Source organism: Streptomyces stoeckheimensis, from assembly GCF_045822005.1.
GTDB classification, from domain to species: Bacteria; Actinomycetota; Actinomycetes; order Streptomycetales; family Streptomycetaceae; genus Streptomyces; species Streptomyces stoeckheimensis.
In genome coordinates this window covers 7,129,588-7,152,021 of the sequence record NZ_CP169550.1, presented here as the reverse complement: position 1 = coordinate 7,152,021, position 22,434 = coordinate 7,129,588, and the positions used below count along the sequence as shown (strand labels likewise).

25 protein-coding genes are annotated in these 22,434 nt (G+C 72.8%); 7 read left to right on the top strand and 18 right to left on the bottom strand.

The window, feature by feature from the left end:
- The first annotated feature begins 15 nt into the window (after window positions 1-15).
- Complete coding sequence (locus ACE1OC_RS32405) at window positions 16-726, top strand: DUF6215 domain-containing protein (protein WP_407839971.1); 711 nt, start codon at window positions 16-18, stop codon at window positions 724-726.
- Between the two features lie 19 nt (window positions 727-745).
- On the opposite strand, the gene ACE1OC_RS32400 is transcribed toward ACE1OC_RS32405, so the two are convergent.
- The 3 genes from ACE1OC_RS32400 to ACE1OC_RS32390 form a co-directional block, all read right to left on the bottom strand.
- Entirely contained in the window at window positions 746-1,162 is a 417-nt protein-coding gene (locus ACE1OC_RS32400) for a VOC family protein (RefSeq protein WP_407839970.1), read from the bottom strand.
- Between the two features lie 9 nt (window positions 1,163-1,171).
- A complete protein-coding gene (locus ACE1OC_RS32395) occupies window positions 1,172-1,603 on the bottom strand; it encodes a helix-turn-helix domain-containing protein (protein WP_250744656.1) in 432 nt (143 codons plus the stop codon).
- A 76-nt stretch (window positions 1,604-1,679) separates the two neighbouring features.
- Window positions 1,680-2,108 (bottom strand): DUF5997 family protein, encoded by a 429-nt coding sequence (locus tag ACE1OC_RS32390; RefSeq protein ID WP_407839969.1) that lies wholly within the window; start codon window positions 2,106-2,108, stop codon window positions 1,680-1,682.
- A 37-nt stretch (window positions 2,109-2,145) separates the two neighbouring features.
- On the opposite strand from ACE1OC_RS32390, the gene ACE1OC_RS32385 reads away from it, so the two are divergent.
- Window positions 2,146-2,925: a LysR family substrate-binding domain-containing protein gene (locus tag ACE1OC_RS32385; RefSeq protein WP_407839968.1), complete on the top strand. Its 780-nt coding sequence runs from the start codon at window positions 2,146-2,148 to the stop codon at window positions 2,923-2,925.
- Window positions 2,926-2,973: 48 nt separating this feature from the next.
- On the opposite strand, the gene ACE1OC_RS32380 is transcribed toward ACE1OC_RS32385, so the two are convergent.
- On the bottom strand, window positions 2,974-3,432 hold the full coding sequence (locus tag ACE1OC_RS32380) for a hypothetical protein (protein WP_407839967.1): 459 nt from the start codon (window positions 3,430-3,432) through the stop codon (window positions 2,974-2,976).
- Between the two features lie 159 nt (window positions 3,433-3,591).
- On the opposite strand from ACE1OC_RS32380, the gene ACE1OC_RS32375 reads away from it, so the two are divergent.
- Complete coding sequence (locus ACE1OC_RS32375; RefSeq protein WP_351439961.1) at window positions 3,592-4,185, top strand: carbohydrate-binding module family 14 protein; 594 nt, start codon at window positions 3,592-3,594, stop codon at window positions 4,183-4,185.
- Here ACE1OC_RS32375 and ACE1OC_RS32370 read toward each other — a convergent pair.
- From ACE1OC_RS32370 to ACE1OC_RS32360, 3 genes are read right to left on the bottom strand one after another with little or no spacing between them, the layout of a single operon-like run.
- Window positions 4,182-4,955 carry an N-acetyltransferase gene (locus tag ACE1OC_RS32370; protein WP_407839966.1) on the bottom strand — a complete coding sequence of 258 codons (774 nt, stop codon included), beginning with the start codon at window positions 4,953-4,955 and terminating at the stop codon, window positions 4,182-4,184. The genes ACE1OC_RS32375 and ACE1OC_RS32370 overlap by 4 nt on opposite strands.
- Before the next feature lie 49 nt (window positions 4,956-5,004).
- The gene (locus tag ACE1OC_RS32365) at window positions 5,005-5,580 is read right to left on the bottom strand and encodes a histidine phosphatase family protein (RefSeq protein ID WP_382974388.1); all 576 of its coding nucleotides are present in this window, start codon (window positions 5,578-5,580) and stop codon (window positions 5,005-5,007) included.
- Window positions 5,581-5,611: 31 nt separating this feature from the next.
- Window positions 5,612-7,045, bottom strand: a complete 1,434-nt coding sequence (locus ACE1OC_RS32360; protein WP_407839965.1) for a PLP-dependent aminotransferase family protein — start codon at window positions 7,043-7,045, stop codon at window positions 5,612-5,614.
- Between ACE1OC_RS32360 and ACE1OC_RS32355 the strand changes: the two genes are divergently transcribed.
- The gene (locus ACE1OC_RS32355; RefSeq protein WP_407839964.1) at window positions 7,044-7,988 is read left to right on the top strand and encodes a DMT family transporter; all 945 of its coding nucleotides are present in this window, start codon (window positions 7,044-7,046) and stop codon (window positions 7,986-7,988) included. The two genes, ACE1OC_RS32360 and ACE1OC_RS32355, sit on opposite strands and share 2 nt — an antisense overlap.
- A gap of 40 nt (window positions 7,989-8,028) precedes the next feature.
- On the top strand, window positions 8,029-8,226 hold the full coding sequence (locus tag ACE1OC_RS32350) for a DUF1918 domain-containing protein (protein ID WP_250744647.1): 198 nt from the start codon (window positions 8,029-8,031) through the stop codon (window positions 8,224-8,226).
- Between the two features lie 26 nt (window positions 8,227-8,252).
- On the opposite strand, the gene ACE1OC_RS32345 is transcribed toward ACE1OC_RS32350, so the two are convergent.
- The gene (locus ACE1OC_RS32345) at window positions 8,253-9,575 is read right to left on the bottom strand and encodes a glycoside hydrolase family 10 protein (RefSeq protein WP_407839963.1); all 1,323 of its coding nucleotides are present in this window, start codon (window positions 9,573-9,575) and stop codon (window positions 8,253-8,255) included.
- A 151-nt stretch (window positions 9,576-9,726) separates the two neighbouring features.
- Between ACE1OC_RS32345 and ACE1OC_RS32340 the strand changes: the two genes are divergently transcribed.
- Window positions 9,727-10,623: a 3-hydroxybutyryl-CoA dehydrogenase gene (locus ACE1OC_RS32340; RefSeq protein WP_327251867.1), complete on the top strand. Its 897-nt coding sequence runs from the start codon at window positions 9,727-9,729 to the stop codon at window positions 10,621-10,623.
- 37 nt (window positions 10,624-10,660) lie between these two features.
- Here ACE1OC_RS32340 and ACE1OC_RS32335 read toward each other — a convergent pair whose 3' ends face one another.
- The 9 genes from ACE1OC_RS32335 to infC all read right to left on the bottom strand — a co-directional run bounded on the left by ACE1OC_RS32335 (window position 10,661) and on the right by infC (window position 20,913).
- A complete protein-coding gene (locus ACE1OC_RS32335) occupies window positions 10,661-11,182 on the bottom strand; it encodes an NUDIX hydrolase (protein ID WP_407839962.1) in 522 nt (173 codons plus the stop codon).
- Between the two features lie 110 nt (window positions 11,183-11,292).
- Window positions 11,293-12,630, bottom strand: coding sequence for a transcriptional regulator (locus ACE1OC_RS32330; protein ID WP_407839961.1), 1,338 nt, complete (start codon window positions 12,628-12,630; stop codon window positions 11,293-11,295).
- A 539-nt stretch (window positions 12,631-13,169) separates the two neighbouring features.
- Window positions 13,170-15,698 carry a phenylalanine--tRNA ligase subunit beta gene (gene pheT / locus ACE1OC_RS32325; RefSeq protein WP_407839960.1) on the bottom strand — a complete coding sequence of 843 codons (2,529 nt, stop codon included), beginning with the start codon at window positions 15,696-15,698 and terminating at the stop codon, window positions 13,170-13,172.
- A complete protein-coding gene (gene pheS, locus ACE1OC_RS32320; protein ID WP_407839959.1) occupies window positions 15,698-16,825 on the bottom strand; it encodes a phenylalanine--tRNA ligase subunit alpha in 1,128 nt (375 codons plus the stop codon). Before pheS ends, pheT begins: the two co-directional genes overlap by 1 nt.
- 151 nt (window positions 16,826-16,976) lie before the next feature.
- Window positions 16,977-18,296, bottom strand: a complete 1,320-nt coding sequence (locus ACE1OC_RS32315) for a sensor histidine kinase (RefSeq protein ID WP_407839958.1) — start codon at window positions 18,294-18,296, stop codon at window positions 16,977-16,979.
- A 56-nt stretch (window positions 18,297-18,352) separates the two neighbouring features.
- Entirely contained in the window at window positions 18,353-19,213 is an 861-nt protein-coding gene (locus tag ACE1OC_RS32310) for a TrmH family RNA methyltransferase (RefSeq protein ID WP_250740392.1), read from the bottom strand.
- Between the two features lie 137 nt (window positions 19,214-19,350).
- Entirely contained in the window at window positions 19,351-19,737 is a 387-nt protein-coding gene (rplT, locus tag ACE1OC_RS32305; protein ID WP_214948116.1) for a 50S ribosomal protein L20, read from the bottom strand.
- 103 nt (window positions 19,738-19,840) lie between these two features.
- Window positions 19,841-20,035: a 50S ribosomal protein L35 gene (rpmI, locus tag ACE1OC_RS32300; RefSeq protein ID WP_030157249.1), complete on the bottom strand. Its 195-nt coding sequence runs from the start codon at window positions 20,033-20,035 to the stop codon at window positions 19,841-19,843.
- 104 nt (window positions 20,036-20,139) lie between these two features.
- The gene (gene infC, locus ACE1OC_RS32295) at window positions 20,140-20,913 is read right to left on the bottom strand and encodes a translation initiation factor IF-3 (RefSeq protein ID WP_382974362.1); all 774 of its coding nucleotides are present in this window, start codon (window positions 20,911-20,913) and stop codon (window positions 20,140-20,142) included.
- A 324-nt stretch (window positions 20,914-21,237) separates the two neighbouring features.
- Between infC and ACE1OC_RS32290 the strand changes: the two genes are divergently transcribed.
- Entirely contained in the window at window positions 21,238-21,627 is a 390-nt protein-coding gene (locus tag ACE1OC_RS32290) for a DUF1844 domain-containing protein (RefSeq protein ID WP_407839957.1), read from the top strand.
- Between the two features lie 61 nt (window positions 21,628-21,688).
- Here the strand turns inward: ACE1OC_RS32290 and ACE1OC_RS32285 are convergent, their stop codons facing one another.
- Window positions 21,689-22,429: an SseB family protein gene (locus tag ACE1OC_RS32285; RefSeq protein ID WP_407839956.1), complete on the bottom strand. Its 741-nt coding sequence runs from the start codon at window positions 22,427-22,429 to the stop codon at window positions 21,689-21,691.
- Between the last annotated feature and the right edge of the window lie 5 nt (window positions 22,430-22,434).

The window sequence follows — 22,434 nt, the reverse complement described above, 5'->3', positions numbered from 1 at the left end:
CAGCAGGTGGGGGACATGAGCGAAGACGGGCTGACGATCACCAAGGGCGCCGCGATACGCCAGGGCCTCGCGGCCGTGGCGCTGTTCGGGGCCATGGGAATCGCCCTCTGGGTGAGCGAGGAATCGGTGAATTCGAGCGGGGAGCCGAAGCCCGTCACCTGCTCGCACGGGGAGCCCGAGAAGACGCCCGCACAGACCCCGGTCGAGGCGGGGCACGTTTCCGGGGCCCAGCTGTGCGAGGCGCTGCACCGTCCGGACCTCGCGGACCTGTTGGGTACTCCCGGGGAGGCCGTGAAGAACGCGAACGGCGGTAGCAGGACCTTCAAGCCCGTCGGCAGCGACGAGGAGATCCACACCCCCTCGGGCAAGGTCGAGTTCGAGACCTACACCGTGAGCCTGAGGGCCTCGTACGACGGGCTGAAGGTCGCCACCGTGGCCGAGTTCCTCGGGGACGGCACGCTGCCGCTGACCGTCCTGGGGCACCCGGCCGCCTACTACTCGGACCGCACCATCACCATCAGCTTCAACCTCGACGGCAGCGATGCCAGCACCGGCTCCGGTGTCCCGACCCGTTCCCTCGTGGTGGCCCGGGGCCCGGAGGACGGCGGCGGCTCCTACGAGCTGACCCTGTGGCGCTCCGACGGCACAGTGCCCGACGACGCGGTCGTGCTGCGCGTCGCCGAGAAGGTGCTGCCGACGGTCCCGGGGTGGGCCGCCGCCGGGTGAGGGTCCGCGGGAGCGGGGGTCAGCCGGTGCGGGGCTGGTTGAAGCGGAGCATGTTGCCGGACGGATCACGGAAGGCGCAGTCGCGGACCCCGTACGGCTGGTCGACGGGCTCCTGGAGCACCTCGGCGCCGGCGGCCCGGATGCGTTCGAAGGTGGCGTCCACGTCGTCCGTCGCGAAGATCACCCCGCGGAGCACGCCCTTGGCCAGTAGTTCCGCCATCGCCTTCCGGTCGGCCGGCGAGGCGCCGGGGTCGGCGAGCGGCGGTTCGAGGACGATCTCCACGTCGGGCTGCTCGGGCGAGCCGACGGTCACCCAGCGCATCCCCTCGAAGGCGACGTCGTTGCGCACTTCCATGCCGAGGGCGTCACGGTAGAAGGCGAGCGCCTTGTCGTGGTCGTCGACGGCGATGAAGCACTGCGAGAGCTTGATGGTCATGCCCCGACGCTACGACGCGGCCGCGGATCCCGCTCCCCTATTGCCCGCGGAGTTCCGTACGGGCCGGGTGAAGACCTTGGCGACACACGCCGGGATGGCGGCGCCGGCCTCGTGCCGGCGGGCCCGGTAGGCGCTGGGGGTCTCGCCGACCAGCTCCGTGAAGCGCGAGCTGAACGACCCCAGCGAGGTGCATCCGACCGCGAAGCAGACCTCGGTCACGCTCAGGTCGCCCCGGCGCAGCAGCGCCTTGGCCCGCTCGACGCGGCGGGTCATCAGGTAGCTGTACGGGGTCTCCCCGAAGGCCGCCCGGAAGCTGCGGGAGAAGTGCCCGGGCGACATGAGGGCGACGGACGCCAGCGCCGGTACGTCCAGCGGCTCGGCGTAGTCGCGGTCCATCACGTCCCGGGCCCGCCGCAGCCGGACCAAGTCCTCGATCGTCACGCGGACCAGCATCTCACGGCCGGTGCGGGCCCGGAGGGGCCACGGGGGGCGCCGAGGGGGCCGCGCCGAGGAGCGACTACTTCCCGGTCTTCTCGGCGGCCTTCGCGGCCTTCTCCGCCTGCATCTGCTTGATGCGGACGGTCTCCTTGCGGACGTCGGCCTGGGTGGCGCGCTCCTTCGCGAGCCACTCCGGCATCTCCTGCTTCAGGGCCTCGATCTGCTCCGTGGTGAGCGGCTCGGTGACACCGCCGCGCGCCAGACCGGCGATCGAGATGCCGAGCTTCGACGCGACCACCGGACGGGGGTGCGGGCCGTTGGCCCGGAGGTCCTGCAGCCACTGCGGCGGCTCGGCCTGGAGGGCGGTCAGCTCGGTGCGCGAGACGACACCCTCCTGGAACTCTGCGGGGGTGGCCTCGAGGTACACACCCAGCTTCTTCGCCGCAGTAGCGGGCTTCATGGTCTGGGTGGTCTGGTGCGACGTCATGAGGTCAAGGGTATCGAGCATGTGCGCCACCTCCGACCACGGCCGGTAATCTGGCCGGGTGACAGACTCCCGGACACCCCCGTCGTTCCAGCTCGCATACGTCCCCGGGGTGACTCCCACGAAGTGGGTCCGGATCTGGAAGGAGCGTCTGCCCGACGTTCCGCTGACCCTCGTCCAGGTCACTCCGGCCGAAGCCCCCGCCCTGCTGCGCGGCGGCGGCGCCGACGCCGGGTTCGTCCGGCTGCCGATCGACCGTACGGACCTCAGCGCGATCCCGCTCTACACCGAGACCACGGTCGTCGTGATCCCCAAGGACCACCTCATGGCCGCGGCCGAGGAGCTGTCGATCGCGGACCTGGCCGACGACATCGTGCTCCACCCGCTGGACGACACCCTCGAGTGGGAGCAGCTGCCGGGCAAGGCGGCGCTCCAGCGCCCGGAGACCACGGCCGACGCGATCGAATTGGTGGCCGCGGGCATCGGGGTGCTGGTCGTGCCCCAGTCGCTCGCGCGGCTGCACCACCGCAAGGACCTCACGTACCGGACCCTGCTGGACGCTCCCGAGTCGCGCGTCGCGCTGTCGTGGCCCGAGGCGGAGGAGACTCCCGACCTGGTCGAGGAGTTCATCGGGATCGTGCGCGGGCGGACCGTCAACAGCTCGCGCGGACGCGGCCGCACCCAGCCCGAGCCCGAGCAGAAGAAGGCGAAGCCGGCGCGGAAGCCGGCTCCCCGCACGGGAGGCAAGCCAGCCGCCAGGAACCCGCGGTCCGGGGCCCCCAAGGGCGGCAAGGCCACGGCCAAGTCCACCGGCAAGCGCGGAAAGCCCCGGGGCCGCTAGGCCTTGGGGCCCTGGGGCCCTGGGGCACGATCGCCTGCTCGGCTCGGCTCAGCCGCCGAGCAGGTGGACGAGGGCCGTCAGCGAGCTGATCGCGGGCAGTACCGCGATGGCCACGGCGGCGAAGCTGAAGACGGCCGCCGGGGTCGCGTACGCGCGCGGGTCGGCGAAGTTCGCGCACAGCAGGAGCAGCGACGAGGGCAGGAAGACCCACGCCCCCTCCAGGAAGCCGAAGAGCGACCACCCGAGCAGCACGACCGCGAGGGTCACGCACGCGGTCATGAACCGGACCCGGTGCGCGCGCAGGGCCGCGGGCGCCGCGAGCAGGAGGGCCGGGGCGATCAGCACGAACGGCGACAGCCCCGCGGTGAGCATCTCCACCACGGGCGGCACCGGGAGGATCAGCGCGACCAGCGCGATCCGCTGCTGCCACGGGTGGGCGGCCTGCGTCCCCTGCGCCCCGACGGCGCCGTCCGCCGCTCCCCGGCCGGGCGACAGGATCCCCGCCACGCCCGCCCCCTCCGACCGCACCCACTCGACTTGAACGCGTTCAAGCTAGCGGATATTCGCACTCCCTGGCGATGCCCCGAGAGCGTTGCGCCCGCCACACGGCCGTCCCTATAGTCACTTCGTATTCATTTCGTCACAGTGAGTGAGCTGGGGGCAAGGGTGTTACGTATCGGCAAGGGTCCGGCCGGCAAGGGATGGGCCGCCTCGTTCGCCGCGCTGGCCGCCGGGGCGGTCCTCGCACTGGGAGTGGGGGCCGCACCCGTGAGCGCCGCCGAGGGCTCGTGCGCCGGCGGCGCCACCGGGCGGCTGCCGCGACTGCAGGACCAGCGGTTCTACGTCCAGTGCGCGGGCGGGGTCGCCACCGTCGTGGCCTGCCCCACCGGGCAGGTCTACGCTCCCGGCACCCAGCTCTGCGAGGCGCCCGAGCTGGTCCGGCCCGCCGTGGCCACGCTCACCACGGCCGGCCCGGCGAAGCTGAACGGGCTGCTCTTCGGGGTCAAGAACCTCAGCACCACCGTGCGGATCGCGGACGCCCCGGCCGGGCTGGACGGCGTACCGGTCACCTTCACCACTGTCGGCGGCCGGACCCTGTGCACCGCGGTCACCGACCAGTTCGGAGCCGCCCGCTGCGACACCCCGGCCCGGCTGACGATCCCGCTGGACGAACTCCTGCGCGGCTACCGGGCCACCTACGCGGGCATCGGAGGGATCTACCTCCCCTCCTCCGCCACCGCCCCCATCGCGCTCCTCTAGGAGAGCGCGTGCCGGACCCAGACGTTCGGCTCCACGTAGACCGCGAAGCCCTGCTCCGGTTCGCAGTGGACCGGGGACAGGGCGCCCGGAACGCGGACCGGGCCGGCCGTGTCGAAGGGCAGGCCGGTCCACTCCCGCCACTGCGCGACGGAGCCGGTGATCGTCATCGACAGCGGGGCCACCGAGTCGATGACGCCGCCCGCCCGCACGTGGACCCGTATCCACGGGTCGTGCGGGAGGCCGTCCTCGCGGGTGCGGTACGCGTACTCGTGGATCGAGGTGTCGGGCTCGGCCGGCTTTCCGCTGGGCCGCACCGGCGCCACCACCTCGGTGAAGCCGCGCGCGCGGGCGTTCTCCCGCATCGCGGCGAGCATCCGGCCGGACAGGCCCTCGCCCTGCCGGTCGACGGCGACGCTGATCTCGATCGCGCTCACGGTGTCGGGCTCGACCCCGCGCCGCAGGTCGGAGAAGGCCCACATCAGGATCCGGTCCCAGCCCTGCGCCGGGAGCACCCCGTCGCGGCCCGGCGCGTGCTGCGCGAAGGGCACGCTGAAGCCCCGGGCGACCACCGCGTCGCCGTCCGTGGCGATCAGGACGTACTCCGGGAACTCGGCCACCATCCGCGGGTACAGCAGCCAGGCCAGCGCGTCGTGCTGGGCGAACTCGGGCCACGAGTCCTTCATGTCCCAGAGCCGGGCCGCCAGTTCGGGCCGCTCCGCGAGCGTGGTGATCCGTATGCCCGCGCCGCCGATGTCTGTGATCTTGTCCATCCCCGCAGGCTAGGCACCTCCCACCTGCGCCTCAACCGGTTTATCCGGTTCAGACGGGGGCCTGGAGGGAGAGGTGCCAGCTCCGCGGCCGGCCGGCGAGGGTGAGCGTGGACAGCGGGCGGACGTCCACGTTCCAGTAGGTCAGCGGTGGCGCGTTCAGGGCGTACACGAGCGCCGCCCGGACCACCGAAGGCTCGGCCACCGCCACGATCGCTCCCCCGTCGTCGGCCGGCCGGGTGTCGAGCCAGCCGCCGATCCGGGCGATGAAGGCGAGCAGGGACTCCCCGCCGTGCGGCGCGGCGTGCGGATCGGTCAGCCAGAGGTCCACGGCCGCGGGATCCCGGGCCGCCACCTCGGCCAGGGTGAGTCCGCGCCAGTACCCCATGTCGCACTCCCGCAGGGCGGGCTGCGCCATCGGGGCGTAGCCGAGGGCGGTCCCGGTGGCCCGGCTGCGCGAGGTCGGCGAACAGTAGCGGAGCTCGGCCGAGCCCAGCGGTACGAGCCCGCGCGCGGCGGATTCCACCGCGCGCCAGCCGTCCACGTCGAGGGGGCGGTCGTCGTCGAAGCGCTCGGCGAGCAGCGAGGTACTACGGGCTGCTGCGACTAGCGAAACCCGAACATGCATGCGGCGATGGTGATCCGCGTGTCGCACGAGGTCAAGCGTCGAGACGAAGCCCGGACCGCAGCCGCCGGACGGCCTCGGTCAGTTCGCCCGCGCCGGACACCCCGGCGAAGCTCAGCCGGACGAACGGACCGGGCGGTTCCGCGCAGAAGTACGGCCGTCCCGGTGCGACCGCGACCCCGGCCCGCAGGGCGGCCGCCACGAAGGCCGCGTCGTCGCCGCCCCCGCCGGGCCGCGCCCACAACTGGTAGCCGCCGCGCGGCGGATGGGGCACCTCCAGCTCCGGCAGCTCGCGGCGCAGCGCCCCCGCGAGGACGTCCCGGCGGTGGCGCAGTTCGGCGGCCACGGTCTTGAGGTGGCGCGGCCAGGCGGGTGCGCCCACCAGCTCCAGGGCGGCCTCCTGGAGCGGCCGGGGCACGAAGAAGGTGTCCACGACCTGGATGGCCCGCAGCCGGTCGAAGACCGGGCCCCGGGCCGCCAGCGCGCCCACGCGCAGGCTGGGTGAGGTGACCTTGGTCAGGGACCGCACGTGGACGACCACCCCGTCCGGGTCCTCGGCGGCGAGCGGCGCGGGCAGCGGGCCCGAGTCCTCGTGGGCCAGGGACCGCGCGTAGTCGTCCTCCAGCACGAACGCCCCGGCGGCGCGCGCGATCCGCAGGACCTCTCCCCGCCGCTCGCCGGACAGCACGGTCCCCGTCGGGTTCTGGAACAGCGGCTGGCATACGAACACCCGCGCCCCGGTGGCTTCGAAGGCCGCGGCCAGCAGCTCCGGCCGGACCCCGTCCGCGTCCACCGGGACGGGTACCGGCCGGCAGCCCGCGGCCCGCGCGAGGGCCAGCAGCCCCGGGTAGGTCGGGGATTCGACGAGGATCGGCGCCCCGGGCGGGGCGAGCGCCCGCAGTGCGGTGGCGAGCGCGCTCTGGCCGCCCGCGGTCACCAGCACGTCCGCGGCCGCGACCGCCCCGCCGATCTCCCGCGCGAACCAGTCCCGCAGCTCCGGCAGCCCCTCCACGGGCGGCCGCCCCCACACCCCGGGCCGCCGGCCGGCCCGGGCGAGCGCCGCCGCCATGGCCCGCTCGGGCTGGAGCGCCTCGTGCAGGTAGCCGCTGTGCAGCGGGATGACCCCCGCGGGCGGGGCCGCCAGGGTGACCAGCACCCCGGAGGCGTCCACGGAGCGCGGGACCACCTCGCCGGAGTCCTCGGCGCTCAGGGCGACGGCCTGCCACGAGGTGTCGCCGAGCTCCTGGGTGTGCGTACGGGGCTGCGCGCGGTAGACCCCGGCTCCGGGGCGGGTGACCACCAGGCCTTCGGCGGCGAGCTGGGCGAGGGCCCGGGAGACGGTGACGGGACTGACCCGGTATTGCTCGACCAGGGCCCTGCTCGACGGGAGCTTTCCACCCACCGAGTAGCGGTTCAGCTCGACTCGAAGGGATTCCGCCAGTTCCGCCACACTGCTACGCTCGTACATGACAGCACAGAATAGCGCTACTCTCCCCAACGCGATAGCAGTTCGAGGAACCGACGCCCGTCGGCCCGCCCTCGGGGGCACCACCCTCGCCGCGGCCGGAGTCGTCGCCTTCTCGCTGACCTTCCCCGGCACCGCCTGGGGCCTGGAGAGCTTCGGCCCCTGGTCCCTGTTCGGCCTGCGCTGTCTGCTGGCGGGCCTGACGGCCGGCGCCTTCCTGCTGGCCCTGCGCGTCCCGGTGCCGGCCCGCGCCCACTGGGCGGGACTGGCGGTCGTCGCCGGCGGCGTGGTCGTCGGCTTCCCCCTGCTGACCACCCTGGCCCTGCAGACCTCCACCACCTCGCACGCCGCCGTGGTGGTCGGCCTGCTCCCGCTCACCACGGCGGTCGTCTCCTCGCTGCGCACCGGAGCCCGGCCCTCGCGGCGGTTCTGGGCCGCGGCCGTCGCCGGAGCGGTCGTCGTCCTCGGCTTCACCGTGGCCCAGAGCGGCGGCGCCCTCTCGGCCGGAGACGCCTTGCTCTTCGCCGCGCTGCTGGTGTGCGCGGCCGGGTACACCGAGGGCGGACGCCTGGCCCGGCTGCTGCCCGGCTGGCAGGTGATCGCCTGGGCGCTGGTGCTGTGCCTGCCCATCGGCCTGGCCGGCTCCGCGCTCGGGCTCGCGTACGAGCCGGTCGAGTTGACCGGCCGCGGGGTGGCCGGGCTGGTCTGGGTGGCGGTCGGCTCCTCCTTCCTCGGCCTCTACGTCTGGTACCGGGGCATGGCCGAGATCGGCGCGGCCCGCGCGAGCCAGCTCCAGCTCGCGCAGCCGCTGCTGACCCTGCTGTGGTCGGTGCTGCTGCTCGGCGAGGAGCTGTCCCCGGCCGCGCCCGTCGCCGCCTGCGCGGTGCTCGTCTGCATCGCGGTGACTCAGCGGCCCGATGGGCCAAAAAGGGGCCGAACGACCTAAACTGCTAGCACCGGATCGGACCGCCACCGAGGAGGTCAGCATGCGCGCGACCGAGGGCGACCAGCTGGTTCAGCACGGCAGGATCGTGGGCCAGCACGACAAGGTCGGTGAGATCACCCAGGTCCTGGGAGAGAACGGCACCCCTCCCTACCGCGTCCGCTTCACGGACGGACACGAGGCCGTCATGTCCCCCGGCCCCGACTGCGTGGTGAAGCACCCCGCCGACCACGACCACTGACGGGCTGCCCCTAGAAGACGGTCGGGTCAGCGCGGTGGCACGGCCACCGCCGTCGGATAGTGGTCGGCGACCACTCGGGCCATCGCCCCGTTGGGGTCCGCGTCCACCTGCTTCGCGGAGAAGTAGACGTGGCCGCGGACCTCCGGGTATCCGGCGGCGAACCGCAGGTGCCGGGACAGCTCGCGCGGATCGCGCCAGGCGGCCGTGGAGCTCTGCGCGTCGCAGCGGTACAGCGCCTCCCCCACGTAGAGCTGGACGCGGGTGCCGGCGACGGTCCGCGCCCACCAGGGGACGATGGCGGCGTAGTCGGCGGCCGGGTGGCCGATCTGCCAGTACGCCTGGGGCACGATGTAGTCGATCCAGCCCTCGCGCACCCACTTGCGGGTGTCCGCGTACAGGTCGTCGTACGTGCCGACGCCCGCCTGGGTCGGCGAACCGAGCGGATCGCGGTCGGAGTTGCGCCAGACGGCGAAGGGGCTGATGCCGAAGCGCGTCGCGGGGCGCAGCGCCCGCAGCCGCTCGGACATCTCGCGGACCAGGGTGTCGGTGTTGTGCCGGCGCCAGTCGGCACGGGTCGCGAAGGCCCGGCCGTACTGCTCGTAGGCGGCGTCGTCGTCGAAATCCCGCCCCTCGACGGGGTACGGGTAGAAGTAGTCGTCCCAGTGCACCCCGTCCAGGGGGTAGCGGGCGACGGCGTCGAGCATGGCGTCCTGCACGAAGCGGCGGACTTCCGGCAGTCCGGGGTTGTAGTACAGCTTGCCGCCGTAGGGCACGGTCCAGCTGCGATTGCGCCTGGCCGGGTGCTCGGGGACGAGCAGGCTCCGGTCGGTGTGGTTGGCCACCCGGTACGGGTTGAACCAGGCGTGCAGTTCCAGCCCGCGGGCGTGCGCTTCGGCGACCGCCGTGCCGAGCGGGTCCCAGCCGGGGTCGACCCCCTGCTCGCCGGTGAGCCACTGGGACCAGGGCTCGCGCGCCGAGGGCCACATCGCGTCGGCGGTCGGCCGGACCTGGAGGATCACCGCGTTGAGGCGGCGGGCGACGGCGGTGTCGAGGAGGCCCAGCAGCTCGGCGCGCTGCTCCCGCGCGGAGAGCCCGCTCTGCGAGGGCCAGTCCACGTTCTGCACGGAGGCGACCCACATCCCGCGGAACGCCGGCGTACCCGCCCCCTCCGCCCGCTCCCTCCCGCCGGCCCCGCCCGGCTGCGGCCGTCCGATCCCGCCCTCTTCCGACCGCCCGACCGCTCTCGCGGGAGCCGCCGCCACCGCCGCCAGCACGCCCGCCGCTCCGGCCAGCATCCCCCGCCTCCCGATGGCCCGCCCCCCGATGGCCCGCCTCCCGATGGACGCCATGTGACGACTCCGTTCCGTTCCGTGACATTGCCGCGTGTCCGCCCAGCATGCCCGCCCCGGCCCGACACGCCGGGCAACGACGGGGGTAACGTCGGGGATCGTGGCGGGCGCCGGAACGCAGTTACCACTGCACGAGTACGGGGGACCCGCGATGGAGAGCAGCGAAAGGCACGATGTGACGGACCTCCCAGACGACATCGCACGCGTCGGCGTAGTGGGCTGTGGCCAGATGGGCGCGGGCATCGCGGAGGTGTTCGCCCGGAGCGGGCTCGAGGTGATGGTCGCCGAAACCACCGGCGAGGCACTCGAACTCGGGCGGACCCGGCTGCACACCTCTCTGACCAGGGCCGCCGAACGCGGCAAGATCAGCGAGGAGGAGCGGGACGCGACCCTGGCCCGCCTGTCGTTCACCACCGATCTCGGCGAGTTCGCCGACCGCGACCTCGTCATCGAGGCGGTCGTCGAGAACGAGCAGGTCAAGACGGAGATCTTCCAGGTCCTCGACCAGGTGGTCACCCGCCCGGACGCGATCCTCGCCTCCAACACCTCCTCGATCCCGCTGGTCAAGCTGGCCGTCGCGACCTCGCGTCCCGACCAGGTCATCGGCATCCACTTCTTCAACCCGGCCCCGGTGCAGCAGCTCGTCGAGCTGATCCCGGCGCTGACGACGAGCGACGAGACCATCAAGCGCGCCGAGGCCCTGGTCGGGGGCGCGCTGGGCAAGCACGCCATCCGCGCCCAGGACCGCTCCGGCTTCGTCGTCAACGCGCTCCTCATCCCGTACCTGCTGTCCGCGATCCGGATGTTCGAGTCGGGCATCGCGAGCCGCGAGGACATCGACAACGGCATGGAGCTGGGCTGCGCCCACCCGATGGGCCCGCTGAAGCTCGCGGACCTCATCGGTCTGGACACGGTGGCCTCGGTGGCCGACTCGATGTACGCGGAGTTCAAGGAGCCCCTGTACGCGGCTCCCCCGCTGCTCCAGCGCATGGTCGACGCCGGCCGCCTCGGCCGCAAGACCGGCTCGGGCTTCTACCCGTACAGCTGACCTGTACGGCTGACCCGTAGGGCCGGCCACCCGCGGCTCAGCCGAGCCGCAGGTGGTGCAGGAGCAACAGCCCGGCCGCCATGTTGGCGGCCGGGACCTCGCCGCGCGCGATCATGTCGGGGACCAGCTTGAGCGGTACCCATGCGCGGCGCGAGGACTCGAAGTCGTCCTCGGGGTGGCCCACGTACGTGGCCCCGTCCGCCCAGTAGAGGTGGTGGCGGGCGTCGGTCAGCCCGTTGGACGGCTCGACGGTCATCAGGTGGTGCAGGGGTCCGGGCCGCCAGCCCGACTCCTCCTCCATCTCGCGGGCGGCCGCCCGCTCCACGGACTCCCCGTCCTCGACGACCCCGGCGGGCAGTTCCCAGCCCCAGCTGTCGGTGATGAAGCGGTGGCGCCACAGCAGCAGCACCTCGTTGGCCGCGTTGACGGCCGTGGCGACGGCGACCGGGCGCAGCCGGATGACGAAGTGGTCCAGGTGCCGGCCGTCGGGGAGCTCCACATCGGCGAGATTCACGTCGAACCAGCGGTTCGTGTACACGGTTTGCTCACTCAGGTTCATCCACTGCACGGTTCTGCCACCTTCCGATCGAGTAGGTGGCAACATGGCAGCAGTTCACCCCTGCCCAGGGGAACGCGCAAAGGGCGGCGCAGAGAACGCCACGGGGGATGTCACAGCGGAACGCGCAGCGCCCCGTCGATGAGCTCGGCCGTGTCCTGCGCACCCGAGCAACCGCTGGTCAGCAGCTGTTCCCGGACCGCCCGCAGCCGGTCGCGCAGGCGCAGCGACTCCATCCCCTTGGCCCGCTCGGCCATTTCGGCCGCCGAGGCCACCGCCTGATCGGCCTCTCCCTGGCGCAGCTGGATCTCGCACAGCATCGCGAGCCGGTGCACCCGGCCCCGGTCGTGCGCGGGCGTCCCGACCGCCGCCGCGGCCTGCTCGTGGGCCGCCCGCAGATCCCCCATCCCCAGCAGCGCCTCGGCCACCTGTACGTTGACCAGCCCGGGCTGTACGTACCCCGTCTCGTCCGGCTCCGTGCCGGGCCGGATCCGCTCCGCCGCCTCCTCGGCCTTGCGGATGCAGGCCAACGCGGCGGCGGCATCCCCGAGTTGGGCGTAGGCCTTGGCCTGCATGGCGTACAGGTCCGCGGCCAGGGCCGGGGTGGTGTGCCGGCCCGCGGCGCGCAGGGCGGCCTCCGCGAAGGCCACGGCCTGGCGGAACTCCCGCAGGTGCAGGCACTGGTTGACGATCAGCGCGATCACGTAGGCCCCGAGCCCCCGGTCCCCGCTCGCCTTGGCCAGCCTCAGCGCCTGGTGGAAGTAGCGCTGGGCCAGCCCGTGCGCGTCCGAGTCGTACGCGCAGATCCCCGCCACGGCCACCAGGGAGCCGCCGGCCCGGTGCAGGCTGCGGCCGAGGTCGTCGGAGTAACTGCCGCGCAGCAGGGGGGCGGTCTCGGTGCCGAGGAAGCGGACGACCCGGTCACGGGTGGCCACGCCGCCGGCCCTGCGGTACATCAGCTCGTAGTGCGCCCGGGCGGCCTTGAGGATCTCCACGTGCTCGGGTCCGACGCGGGTCGGCCCCGCGCGGGACACGTCGGCGTCCTCCGGCGGGTTCTCCCACTCCCACACCGGGATCACGGCGGGCGTACCGGTGACGGCCCCGGCGTCGGGCCCTTGGCGCCCGTTGCCGTCGCAGCGCCACAGGGCGGCCGCCCGGTCGACGAAGCCGCTGAGCGGGGACCCGTTGGGATCGGCGGGCTGCCCCGGCACTCCGAACCCGACGTCGTCGAGGGAGAGCGGCCGCCGCAGCCGGCCCCCGATGACCTCGCAGATCAGGTCCGGGACCTGCCCGCGCGGGCGCTGGCCCTTCAACCACCTGGTCACGGCGGTGTGTTCGTACCTCAGGGCGAGTCCGCGGGTGCGGCCCGCCTGGTTCACGTGCGCGGCGAGTCCGGCGTGGGACATGCCCGCCTCGGCGAGGAGGGCGTCGAGCAGGGCGTTGGGCTGCATGGGCCCCTCCAAGGGCTCGTCGGCTCCAGGCTAGTGGGTGCGCGCTTCACACGGGGTGTGAACGGAGTACGCGCATAAATGCGATACGCACCCTGCCGCGCGGGCCCGTGCGGGCGCTTCACTTAAGGGCCTCGCCAAGAGGTAGCTCGGGTCGTCGGCTCCCCCTCGTACAGTGCGACGACCCGTCAACCGCGCCGCCCGTCCTGTTGTCTGCCCGACACTCCACGGCAGGCGGGCGGCGCGCTTCGGCTCCGCCGGGTCCTGGTTGGTCGCCGGGCCCCGGCCGAGCCGGACCGAGCGCGCGCCGGGCCCACCCACCGGGCCCGGCCCGCGTGGCCCCGTCACCGGCCCGCGCGGTCCCGTCACCGGCCCGCACGGCCGCCGATACCGGCCCGGACGTCCGCGCCCCAGCCGCACGGACGTCCGCGCCCCGGCCCCCGGTGCCCTGCGGGGCTGTCCCCTACCCCGGGTACGGGTGAGGGGGTGCACCCCGTGATCGGGATGCACCCCCTCGGTGCCACAAGGAGCGGCGGCAGCGGCTACGCGCCGCGCAGCACCGCCCCGGTCCGCTCGCCCGCCAGGGCGACCGCCGCGTCACGCGCAGCCGTGGACTCCTCGGCCGTCAGCGTCCGGTCCGCCGCGCGGAAGCGCAGCGCGTACGCGAGGGACTTCTTGCCCTCGCCCACCTGCTCGCCCTCGAACACGTCGAACAGCCGCAGGGACTCCAGCAGTTCGCCGGCGCCCTTGAGCAGCGCGTCCTCGACGGCCGAAGCCGGCACCGACGCGTCCACGATCAGCGCGACGTCCTGGGTCGCCACCGGGAAGGAGGAGATCCGGGGCGCCTGCAGGGCCTCGCCGCCGGCCGCCGCGAGGCGGTCCAGGTCGAGCTCCATGGCGCTGGTGCGGGCCGGCAGGCCCATCGCCTTGACCACGCGCGGGTGCAGCTCACCGGCGTGGCCGATGACCGTCTCCACCCCGTCCAGGGTGACGAGCAGCTCGGCGCACCGGCCCGGGTGCCAGGGACCGTACTGGCCCTGGCGCACGACGAGCTCCGCACCGGCCTCGACGGCCAGCGAGCGCGCCGCCTGGACCGCGTCGGCCCAGTCGGCCGGACGGCCCTTGCCCCACCAGCCGGACTGCTCGCGGGCACCGGCGAGCACGACCGCGGCGTAGCGCGGCTGCGCGGGCAGGGCCGCGTTCAGGGTGGCGATCTCCTCGTCGGTGGGACGCCGGTCGACGCCGAGGCGTACGGCGACGCCCGGCTGCGCGGCGGCCCGGAAGACCGAGCCGGTCTCGAAGAGGGCGAGGTCGTGGCTGCCCCGGCTGTCGTTGCGGCGCAGCGCGCCGAGCAGACCCGGCAGCAGCGTGGTGCGCAGCGCCGGCTCCTCGTCGGAGATCGGGTTGACCAGCTTGACGACCTGGCGGGAGGCGTCGTGCGCGGGCAGCTGGAGCTGGTCGAAGACGCCCTCCCCGATGAAGGGGTAGCTGAGCGCCTCGACGTAGCCCGCGCCGGCCAGCGCGCGACCCACCCGGCGGTGCAGCTGCTGCCGGGCGGTCAGACCGCGGCCGGAGGGCACCTGCGGGAGGGTGGAGGGAAGGTTCCCGTAGCCCTCCAGCCGGATGACTTCCTCGGCGAGGTCGTTGGGCTCGGCGAGGTCGGGCCGCCACGAGGGCGCCGTGACGACGAGCTCGTCCTGGCCGTAGACGTCGCAGCCGACCTCCTGCAGGCGGCGTACGACGGTCTCCCGGCCGTACTCCATGCCCGCGACCTTGTCGGGGTGGTCCGCGCTCATCGCGATGGTGCGCGGGGCGCCCGGGGCGGTGAGCTCGGTGACGCCGGCCTCGGCCGTGCCGCCCGCGAGCAGCACGAGCAGGTCGACGGTGCGCTGCGCGGCGGCGGCGGCGGCCTGCGGGTCGACGCCGCGCTCGAAGCGCTTGGACGCCTCGGAGGACAGCTTGAGGCGGCGGGCGGTGCGCGAGATCGACACGGAGTCGAAGTGCGCGGCCTCCACGACCACCTCGGTGGTACCGGTGACGGCGCCCGTCTCGGGGTCGGTGACGGAGTCGGCGATCTCGGTGTTGGCACCGCCCATGACACCGGCGAGCCCGATCGGGCCGCTGTTGTCGGTGATCACCAGGTCCTCGGCGTCGAGCGTCCGCTTGACCCCGTCCAGGGTGGTGAACTTCTCGCCCTGCTCGGCCCGGCGGACGCCGATGGCGCCGTCGATCCGCGAGCGGTCGTAGGCGTGCAGCGGCTGGCCGAGCTCGAGCATCACGTAGTTGGTGATGTCGACGGCGAGCGAGATCGGGCGCATGCCCGCCTTCTGGAGGCGGCGCGTGAGCCAGATCGGGGAGCGCGCCTCGGGGTCGAGGCCGGTCACCGTGCGCGCGGTGAAGCGGTCGCAGCCCTGCGGGTCGTCGATCTTGACGGCGTAGCCGTACGAGTTCGGCGCGGGCACGTCGAGCAGCGCCGGGTCGCGCAGCGGCAGGCCGTACGCGGTGGCGGCCTCGCGGGCCACACCGCGCATGGACATGCAGTAGCCGCGGTCCGGGGTGATGTCGATGTCGAGGACCTCGTCGACGAGCTCCAGGAGCTTGATCGCGTCGGTGCCGACCTCGTGCTCGTGCGGCAGCACGATGATGCCGTGCGTGCCGTCGTCGCCCATGCCCAGCTCGTCGCCGGAGCAGATCATGCCGTGGGAGGTGCGGCCGTACGTCTCGCGCGCGGCGATCGCGAAGCCGCCGGGCAGCACCGCGCCCGGCAGGACCACGACGACCTTGTCGCCGACGGAGAAGTTCCGGGCGCCGCAGACGATCTCCTGCGGCTCGCCGGTGCCGTTGGCCGAGCCGACGTCCACCGTGCAGAAGCGGATCGGCTTGCGGAAGCCTTCGAGCTCCTCGATGGTCAGCACCTGGCCGACGACGAGCGGGCCCTTGAGCCCGCCGCCGAGCTGCTCGACGGTTTCGACCTCGAGGCCGGCGTCGACGAGCTTGTGGGCCACGTCGCGACCGGTTTCACCCGCGGGGAGGTCGACGTACTCCCGCAGCCAAGAAAGCGGGACGCGCATCAGATCTCACTCCCGAACGGCCGGGTGAAACGAACGTCACCCTCGACCATGTCTCGCATGTCTTCTACGTTGTGGCGGAACATCAGCATCCGCTCGATGCCGAAGCCGAAGGCGAACCCGCTGTACTTCTCCGGGTCCACACCGCAGGCGATGAGCACCTTCGGGTTGACCATGCCGCAGCCGCCGAGCTCGATCCAGCCCTCGCTGGAGCAGGTGCGGCACGGGCGGTCGGGGTTGCCCACCGACGCGCCGCGGCACACGTAGCACTGCATGTCCATCTCGGCGGACGGCTCGGTGAAGGGGAAGAAGTGCGGGCGCAGGCGCGTGGTGGTGCCCTCGCCGAACAGCTCCTGGACCATGTGGTCCATGGTGCCCTTGAGGTCCGCCATGGTCAGGCCCTCGTCCACGGCGAGCAGCTCGACCTGGTGGAAGACCGGGGTGTGCGTCGCGTCGAGCTCGTCGGTGCGGTACACCCGCCCCGGGCACACGATGTAGACGGGGGGCTTGCGCTCCAGCAGCGAGCGCGCCTGCACCGGGGAGGTGTGGGTGCGCAGCACGACGCCGGACTCGTCGCCTTCGGTGCCCTCGGGGCCCTTGACGAAGAAGGTGTCCTGCATCTGGCGCGCGGGGTGGTCGGGCGTGAAGTTGAGGGCGTCGAAGTTGAACCACTCCGCCTCGACCTCGGGTCCCTCGGCGACCTCGTACCCCATGGCCACGAAGATGTCCGCGATGCGGTCCATCAGCGTGGTCAGGGGGTGCCGGGCGCCGGCGGGCACGCGGTCGTAGGGCAGCGTGACGTCCACCGCCTCCTCGACCAGCACCCGCTCGTCGCGCTCGGCTTCGAGCGCGACCGTGCGGGCCCCGAACGCCTTGTTCACGGCGCCGCGGGCCTGGCCCACGAGCTTGCCCGCGGTGGCCTTGGCCTGCGGGGGCAGCGCGCCGATCTCTCGGTTGGCGAGCGCCAGGGGCGAGCGGTCGCCCATGTGCGCGGTCTTCGCCTCGCGAAGTTCGTCGAGGTCGCCGGCGGCGGCGAAGGCGGCGAGCGCCTCGTCCCGCATGCGCTCGATCTCTTCCGGTTTCAGTGCCTCGACCTCGACAGGGTCGTACGACTTGTTCGGTGCCGACATCTCTTCCCGTACTTCCGATGGCTGGCTGGTGGTCCCCCGCGCGACGCGCAGGACGCGCTCGGCACTAGGACACAAAGGTGCCAAAGGTCGAGTCTAAAGGTCGCCGGGGGTGGAGGAGCCCGTGGGCCGCCTGGCGAGACGCTCCGCAGGTCTACTGCGTGAGGTACGCCGGGGCGCCGACGGGCAGGATAAATCGGAACTCGGCGCCGCCGCCGGGGCCGCGGCCGACCGTGATGGTGCCGCCGTGGGCTTCGACGATGCCCTTGACGATGTAGAGGCCCAGGCCCGTGCCGCCGCGCTTGCTGCCGCGCCAGAAGCGGGTGAAGACGCGCTTCATCGACTCTTCGGGGATACCGGGGCCTTCATCGGTCACGGTGACGGCGGTTCCCTTCTCGGTCTTCCCCGCGGCGTTCGCGAAGCTGGTCGGCGTCACGTCGATGGTGACGGTTCCCTCGCCGTGGCGCACCGCATTTTCGAGCAGGTTGCCGAGGATCTGGTCAATTTTGTCCGGGTCCGCCCACAAGTCGGGCAGCGGTCGGCTCACACTGACCAGGAACCGCTCCGGGGCCTGCCCGTTCGCGGTGAGCGCCTGGACGTGGCGTCCCACGGCCGTGGAGATGTCGACCGGCTGGCGGCGCACCTCCAGGCGGCCCGAGTCGATGCGGGAGATGTCCAGGAGCTCGGCGATGAGCCGGGTGACGCGGTTCGCGTCGGCGTCGACGGTCTCCAGCATCAATCGCTTCTGGTCGTCGGTGAACCGCTCCCACTTGGCGAGCAGGGTCGCCGTGAACCCCTTCACGGAGGTGAGCGGGGAGCGGAGCTCGTGCGCGACGGTGGCGATCAGCTCGGCGTGGCTGCGCTCGGTGCGCCGCCGGGCCTCGGTGCCCCGCAGGGTGATCACGAGGCGGCGCACCGGGCCCTTGGGGTGGGTGCGCACGTACCGGGCGGAGACGAGCACCTCGCGGCCGCCGGGGAGCAGCAGGTTGCGCTCGGGCTGTCCGCGCCGGGTGGCGAGGCCTCCGTAGGGGTCGGTCAGCGCCCACCAGCGGCGGCCTTCGAGGTCCTCCAGCGGGAGGGCGCGCTCGATGCCCAGGCCGAGGGCCTCGCCCGCCACGAGGGCGGTGATCCGGGCGGCGGCGGAGTTGAAGCAGATGACCCGGCCGGCGGCGTCGGCGATGACCAGCCCGTCGGGCAGGTCGTCGGGGTCGATCCCGAGCCCGGCGTATTCGCCGCCCCCGTCCGCATCCTCGGGCGCGTCCGGCCCCGGAACCCCTGCGACGGGGTCTACGGGCCCTGCGGGGCTTACGGGGCTCGCGGGCGCGGTCCGGGCCGGTGAGGGCGGGGCAGAGGCTCCCTGGGGCTGCTGCACGGGCACCCGGGCGGCGGGGGCGGCCAGCTGGGGCACGGTCGCCAGGACCGGCGCACCGGCCGCCTTGGCGGCACCTGGCGAGCTGTTCGTACCGACGGTCATGTCCCCGTACCCCACATCTCCGAGTACCACAGTGGGCCCCCCGGGCCGCCACATTACTAGCTGGGGGTCACGGAGCGGCACCCTCCGGGCGCCCGCTGTGCACGCGCGGAGGCGTACAGGCACACGGCGGCGGCCGTGGCGAGGTTCAGGCTCTCGGCCTTTCCGTGGATCGGGACCCGTACGACCGCGTCGGCGAGCGCCCTGGTCTCCTCGGGCAGGCCCCAGGCCTCGTTGCCGAAGATCCAGGCCGAGGGGGTGCCCATGGTGCCCGCGTCGAGCTCGGCGTCGAGGTCGTCCGTGCCGGCCCCGTCGGCGGCGAGGATCCGTACGCCGGCCGCGCGCAGCCCTTCGACGGCCTGCTCCACGGGCACGCCGACGGCCACCGGGAGGTGGAAGAGGGAGCCCACGGAGGCGCGTACCGACTTGGGGTTGTACAGGTCCACGGAGGCGTCGGTCAGCACGACCGCGTCGGCTCCGGCGGCGTCCGCGCAGCGCAGCACCGTACCGGCGTTGCCGGGGTCGCGGACGTGCGCGAGGACGGCGACGAGCTTGGGCCGGGCCTTCAGGATCTCCTCGAACGGCGAGTCCAGGAAGTGGCAGACGCCGACCAGGCCCTGCGGGGTGACCGTCTGCGAGACCTCGGCGAGCACCTCGTCGGAGGCGTAGTGGACGCGGGCTCCGGCGGCGTACGCGGCGTCGACGATGTCGGCGTAGCGCTCGGCGGCCTCCACGGTCGCGAACAGCTCGATCAGCGTGGACTCGCCGTCGGCGCCGCGGTGCTCCACCGCCTCGCGCACGGCCTGCGGGCCCTCGGCGATGAAGCGGCGCTCCTTGGTGCGGAAATTGCGTCGCGCCAGGCGCCTGGCGGCGGCCACCCGGGTGGACCGGGGGGAGATCAGCTCGGCGGGGGTGCCCATGGCGGTCGGCTCGCTTCCGTACGTACTACTGGTGGAACCCGGTCCAACTCGGTCGAACTCGGTGATCAACGCACCGGACCCGCAGGCGCGAGGCCTGCGGGTCCGGGCAAGTTACTGCAGCCTTGAGGGCGTGCTGCTTAGGCAGCGACCTTCGGGGCGTTGACGTCGGCCGGGAGGGCCTTCTGCGCGACCTCGACCAGCGCGGCGAACGCGTTGGCGTCGTTGACGGCCAGCTCGGCGAGGATCTTGCGGTCCACCTCGATGTTGGCGGCGTTCAGACCCTGGATGAGGCGGTTGTACGTCATGCCGTTCTGGCGGGCAGCCGCGTTGATGCGCTGGATCCAGAGGCGACGGAAGTCGCCCTTGCGCTTCTTGCGGTCGTTGAAGTTGTAGACCAGGGAGTGGGTGACCTGCTCCTTGGCCTTGCGGTACAGGCGCGAACGCTGACCGCGGTAGCCCTTGGCCGCCTCGAGGATTGCCCGGCGCTTCTTGTGCGCGTTTACTGCCCGCTTGACGCGTGCCACTTTGTACTCCTTGTAGCGGGGCCGTGGATGACTTCACACGGCCCGAATTCGATGGGGTCCCGGTCTTGACGTGCTCCCGCTCCCGGAAGGGGAGCGGAGGACGTCACTTGCCGAGAAGCTTCTTGATCTTCGCGGCGTCGCCGGGGGCCATCTCCGCGGTGCCGGTCAGGCGGCGGGTGACACGGGACGACTTGTGCTCGAGCAGGTGGCGCTTGCCGGCGCGCTCGCGGAGCACCTTGCCGGAGCCGGTGATCTTGAAGCGCTTCTTGGTCCCGGAGTGCGTCTTGTTCTTCGGCATAGCGCCGTTATCTCCTCGTCGGTGGCGCCCCCACCGGCCCTGGTGGGGGCCGGCTCGCGGGAGCGTCATGTTGTATCGGTGATCCGAGACGGGCTGCCTCGGAATCAGGCCTGGGCAGAGGCCTCGTCCGAGGCGGCTGCCTCGTCGGTGCCGGCCTCGGCCACGTCGGCCGCTTCGTCGGAAGCGTCCTCCACGTCCTCGGCTTCGAGTGCGGCGTTCTCCGCCTCGAGCGCGGCGTCGGCGGCCAGGGCCTCGTCACCACTCTCGTCGCTGACCGCTACACCCTGGCGCTCGGCCTTGCGGGCGGCCTGCGCCTCGCGGGCTTCGGCCATCGCCTCGGTCTTCTTCTTGTGCGGACCGAGAACCATGATCATGTTTCGGCCGTCCTGCTTCGGGTTCGACTCGATGAAGCCGAGCTCCTCGACGTCCGAAGCGAGACGCTGCAGCAGTCGGTAGCCGAGTTCCGGCCTGGACTGCTCGCGACCACGGAACATGATCGTGATCTTGACCTTGTCGCCCTGCTTGAGGAACCGAACGACGTGACCCTTCTTGGTGTCATAGTCGTGCGGGTCGATCTTCGGCCGGAGCTTCATTTCCTTGATGACCGTGTGCGCCTGGTTCTTGCGCGCCTCACGGGCCTTCATGGCCGACTCGTACTTGAACTTGCCGTAGTCCATGAGCTTGCAGACCGGCGGGCGTGCGGACGCCGCGACCTCGACCAGGTCGAGGTCGTACTCCTGCGCGAGCTCAAGCGCCTTGGCAAGCGGCACGATGCCGACCTGCTCGCCACTCGGGCCGACGAGTCGTACCTCGGGAACGCGAATCCGGTCGTTGATGCGGGGCTCGGTGCTGATGGATCCTCCTCGGTAGCACCACACGGCTGCCTGGAGGGCAGCCGCTGACGTTATTTCCGTCAGACCGACCGCGGCGGAGAATGAAAAAAGCCCCGCCGGGCACAGACGAGGGCTCCAATACAACCGGAGCACCGTCGCGTGCGAACCGCGGGGCGCAAAATCGGGCAGCTTTCCATCGTCCGTACGGAACGATGGATACCACCTGACCGGTGACCCGCCTCCCGTGAGGGCGGCTGGGTGGGAGAATCGGAGCCTCCACTTGTGGGCCGGGCACATAAGTGTCCGGCCGGTCGAAGTACATACTAGCACCCGCGTTGCAAGCCCGCCGCACGGCATATCGTGTGGCACATGACTGACGCGACACCCTCCGGTTCCACGCCCGATTCCGCCGAGTCCCCGGCCGCTCCCGACTACGACGACCTGACCCGCGACATCGCGGACGTGCCGGCCGTCGAGGTCATCACCACCGTGGCCGTCCACCTGCTCAGCGCGGCGGCGGTCAACCTGGGCCTGGACAAGCCGGACTCCGAGTACAAGGACCTCGACGAGGCCCGCAAGCTGATCACCGCCCTGGCCGGGCTGGTCACCGCGAGCGCCACCGAGATCAGCTCCTTCCACGCCGCCCCGCTCCGCGACGGCCTGAAGTCCCTCCAGCTCGCCTTCCGCGAGGCCTCGCTGGTGCAGGACGAGCCGGGGCAGGGCCCGGGCGAGAAGTTCACGGGTCCCGTGTACGCGTAACTCCGGAAACAGCAGGAAGGGCGCCCCCCGATGCCGGGAGGCGCCCTCGTGCGTTGCGGGGTCAGCGCGTGAAGAGCGGCTCGCCCGGCGGGACCGGGGCCCCCTCCGGGAGCAGCGCCAGGTCCAGTCCGCCCACGAGGCGTGCGCGCAGGGTCTCGTCGGCCGCCAGGGCCTCGGCCACCCGGCGGGCCGCCGCCGGGGCCTGCGGGCCGGCCGCCAGCACGATCGCCAGGGTTCCGTCGGCATCCGCGCCGCCCGGGCCCAGGTGCGCGCCGAGTACGGCCGGTTCGGCCGTCACGACGGCCCGTACGGCCTCGCGCACGGCGGGGTCGGCGAGCGGACCCGCGTCCGTGCGGCCCTCGGCGAGCGCGAGCAGCGCGGGGCCCGCGAGCTGGTACGGGACCGGTCCGGCCAGGTCGAGGACGATGGTGTCGGCCTTCTCGTGCGCGGCGGCGGCCAGCGCCTGGTGCAGCGGCACCGCCACCGGGCGGGCGGCCGGGTCCCACAGGGCCAGCGAGGCGATGGAGGTGAAGGCGGGCAGGGCCCGCCGGTCCCCCGCCCGCAGGGTGGGGACGGCCATGTCGCTGGTCTTCTCGCGCTTGAGTCCGGTCTCGGGGTCGGTCTCGACCTCGCCGAGGACCGCGACGACGGGAACCAGCAGGCGGGCGTCCCTGAGGGCCGCCAGCACCTCCGGCTCCTTGGCTCTGTCCTCGGCCCAGGCGGCCAGGGCCGCGCTCAGCCGGGGATCGGCGGAGCCGTCGTCGTCGGAGAAACCGGGGTCCGGAATGTTTTTGTTCGCCACAGTTC

Coding starts and splice junctions, on each gene's coding strand:
- ACE1OC_RS32405 (WP_407839971.1), top strand. CDS start 16: ATGAGCGAAGACGGGCTGACGATCACCAAGGGCGCCGCGATACGCCAG.
- ACE1OC_RS32365 (WP_382974388.1), bottom strand. CDS start 5,580: ATGCATGTTCGGGTTTCGCTAGTCGCAGCAGCCCGTAGTACCTCGCTG.
- ACE1OC_RS32370 (WP_407839966.1), bottom strand. CDS start 4,955: ATGGACAAGATCACAGACATCGGCGGCGCGGGCATACGGATCACCACG.
- ACE1OC_RS32290 (WP_407839957.1), top strand. CDS start 21,238: ATGACTGACGCGACACCCTCCGGTTCCACGCCCGATTCCGCCGAGTCC.
- ACE1OC_RS32330 (WP_407839961.1), bottom strand. CDS start 12,630: ATGCAGCCCAACGCCCTGCTCGACGCCCTCCTCGCCGAGGCGGGCATG.
- ACE1OC_RS32360 (WP_407839965.1), bottom strand. CDS start 7,045: ATGTACGAGCGTAGCAGTGTGGCGGAACTGGCGGAATCCCTTCGAGTC.
- ACE1OC_RS32355 (WP_407839964.1), top strand. CDS start 7,044: ATGACAGCACAGAATAGCGCTACTCTCCCCAACGCGATAGCAGTTCGA.
- ACE1OC_RS32390 (WP_407839969.1), bottom strand. CDS start 2,108: ATGCTCGATACCCTTGACCTCATGACGTCGCACCAGACCACCCAGACC.
- ACE1OC_RS32350 (WP_250744647.1), top strand. CDS start 8,029: ATGCGCGCGACCGAGGGCGACCAGCTGGTTCAGCACGGCAGGATCGTG.
- ACE1OC_RS32315 (WP_407839958.1), bottom strand. CDS start 18,296: ATGACCGTCGGTACGAACAGCTCGCCAGGTGCCGCCAAGGCGGCCGGT.
- pheS (WP_407839959.1), bottom strand. CDS start 16,825: ATGTCGGCACCGAACAAGTCGTACGACCCTGTCGAGGTCGAGGCACTG.
- rpmI (WP_030157249.1), bottom strand. CDS start 20,035: ATGCCGAAGAACAAGACGCACTCCGGGACCAAGAAGCGCTTCAAGATC.
- ACE1OC_RS32345 (WP_407839963.1), bottom strand. CDS start 9,575: ATGGCGTCCATCGGGAGGCGGGCCATCGGGGGGCGGGCCATCGGGAGG.
- ACE1OC_RS32340 (WP_327251867.1), top strand. CDS start 9,727: ATGGAGAGCAGCGAAAGGCACGATGTGACGGACCTCCCAGACGACATC.
- pheT (WP_407839960.1), bottom strand. CDS start 15,698: ATGCGCGTCCCGCTTTCTTGGCTGCGGGAGTACGTCGACCTCCCCGCG.
- ACE1OC_RS32400 (WP_407839970.1), bottom strand. CDS start 1,162: ATGACCATCAAGCTCTCGCAGTGCTTCATCGCCGTCGACGACCACGAC.
- ACE1OC_RS32310 (WP_250740392.1), bottom strand. CDS start 19,213: ATGGGCACCCCCGCCGAGCTGATCTCCCCCCGGTCCACCCGGGTGGCC.
- ACE1OC_RS32335 (WP_407839962.1), bottom strand. CDS start 11,182: ATGAACCTGAGTGAGCAAACCGTGTACACGAACCGCTGGTTCGACGTG.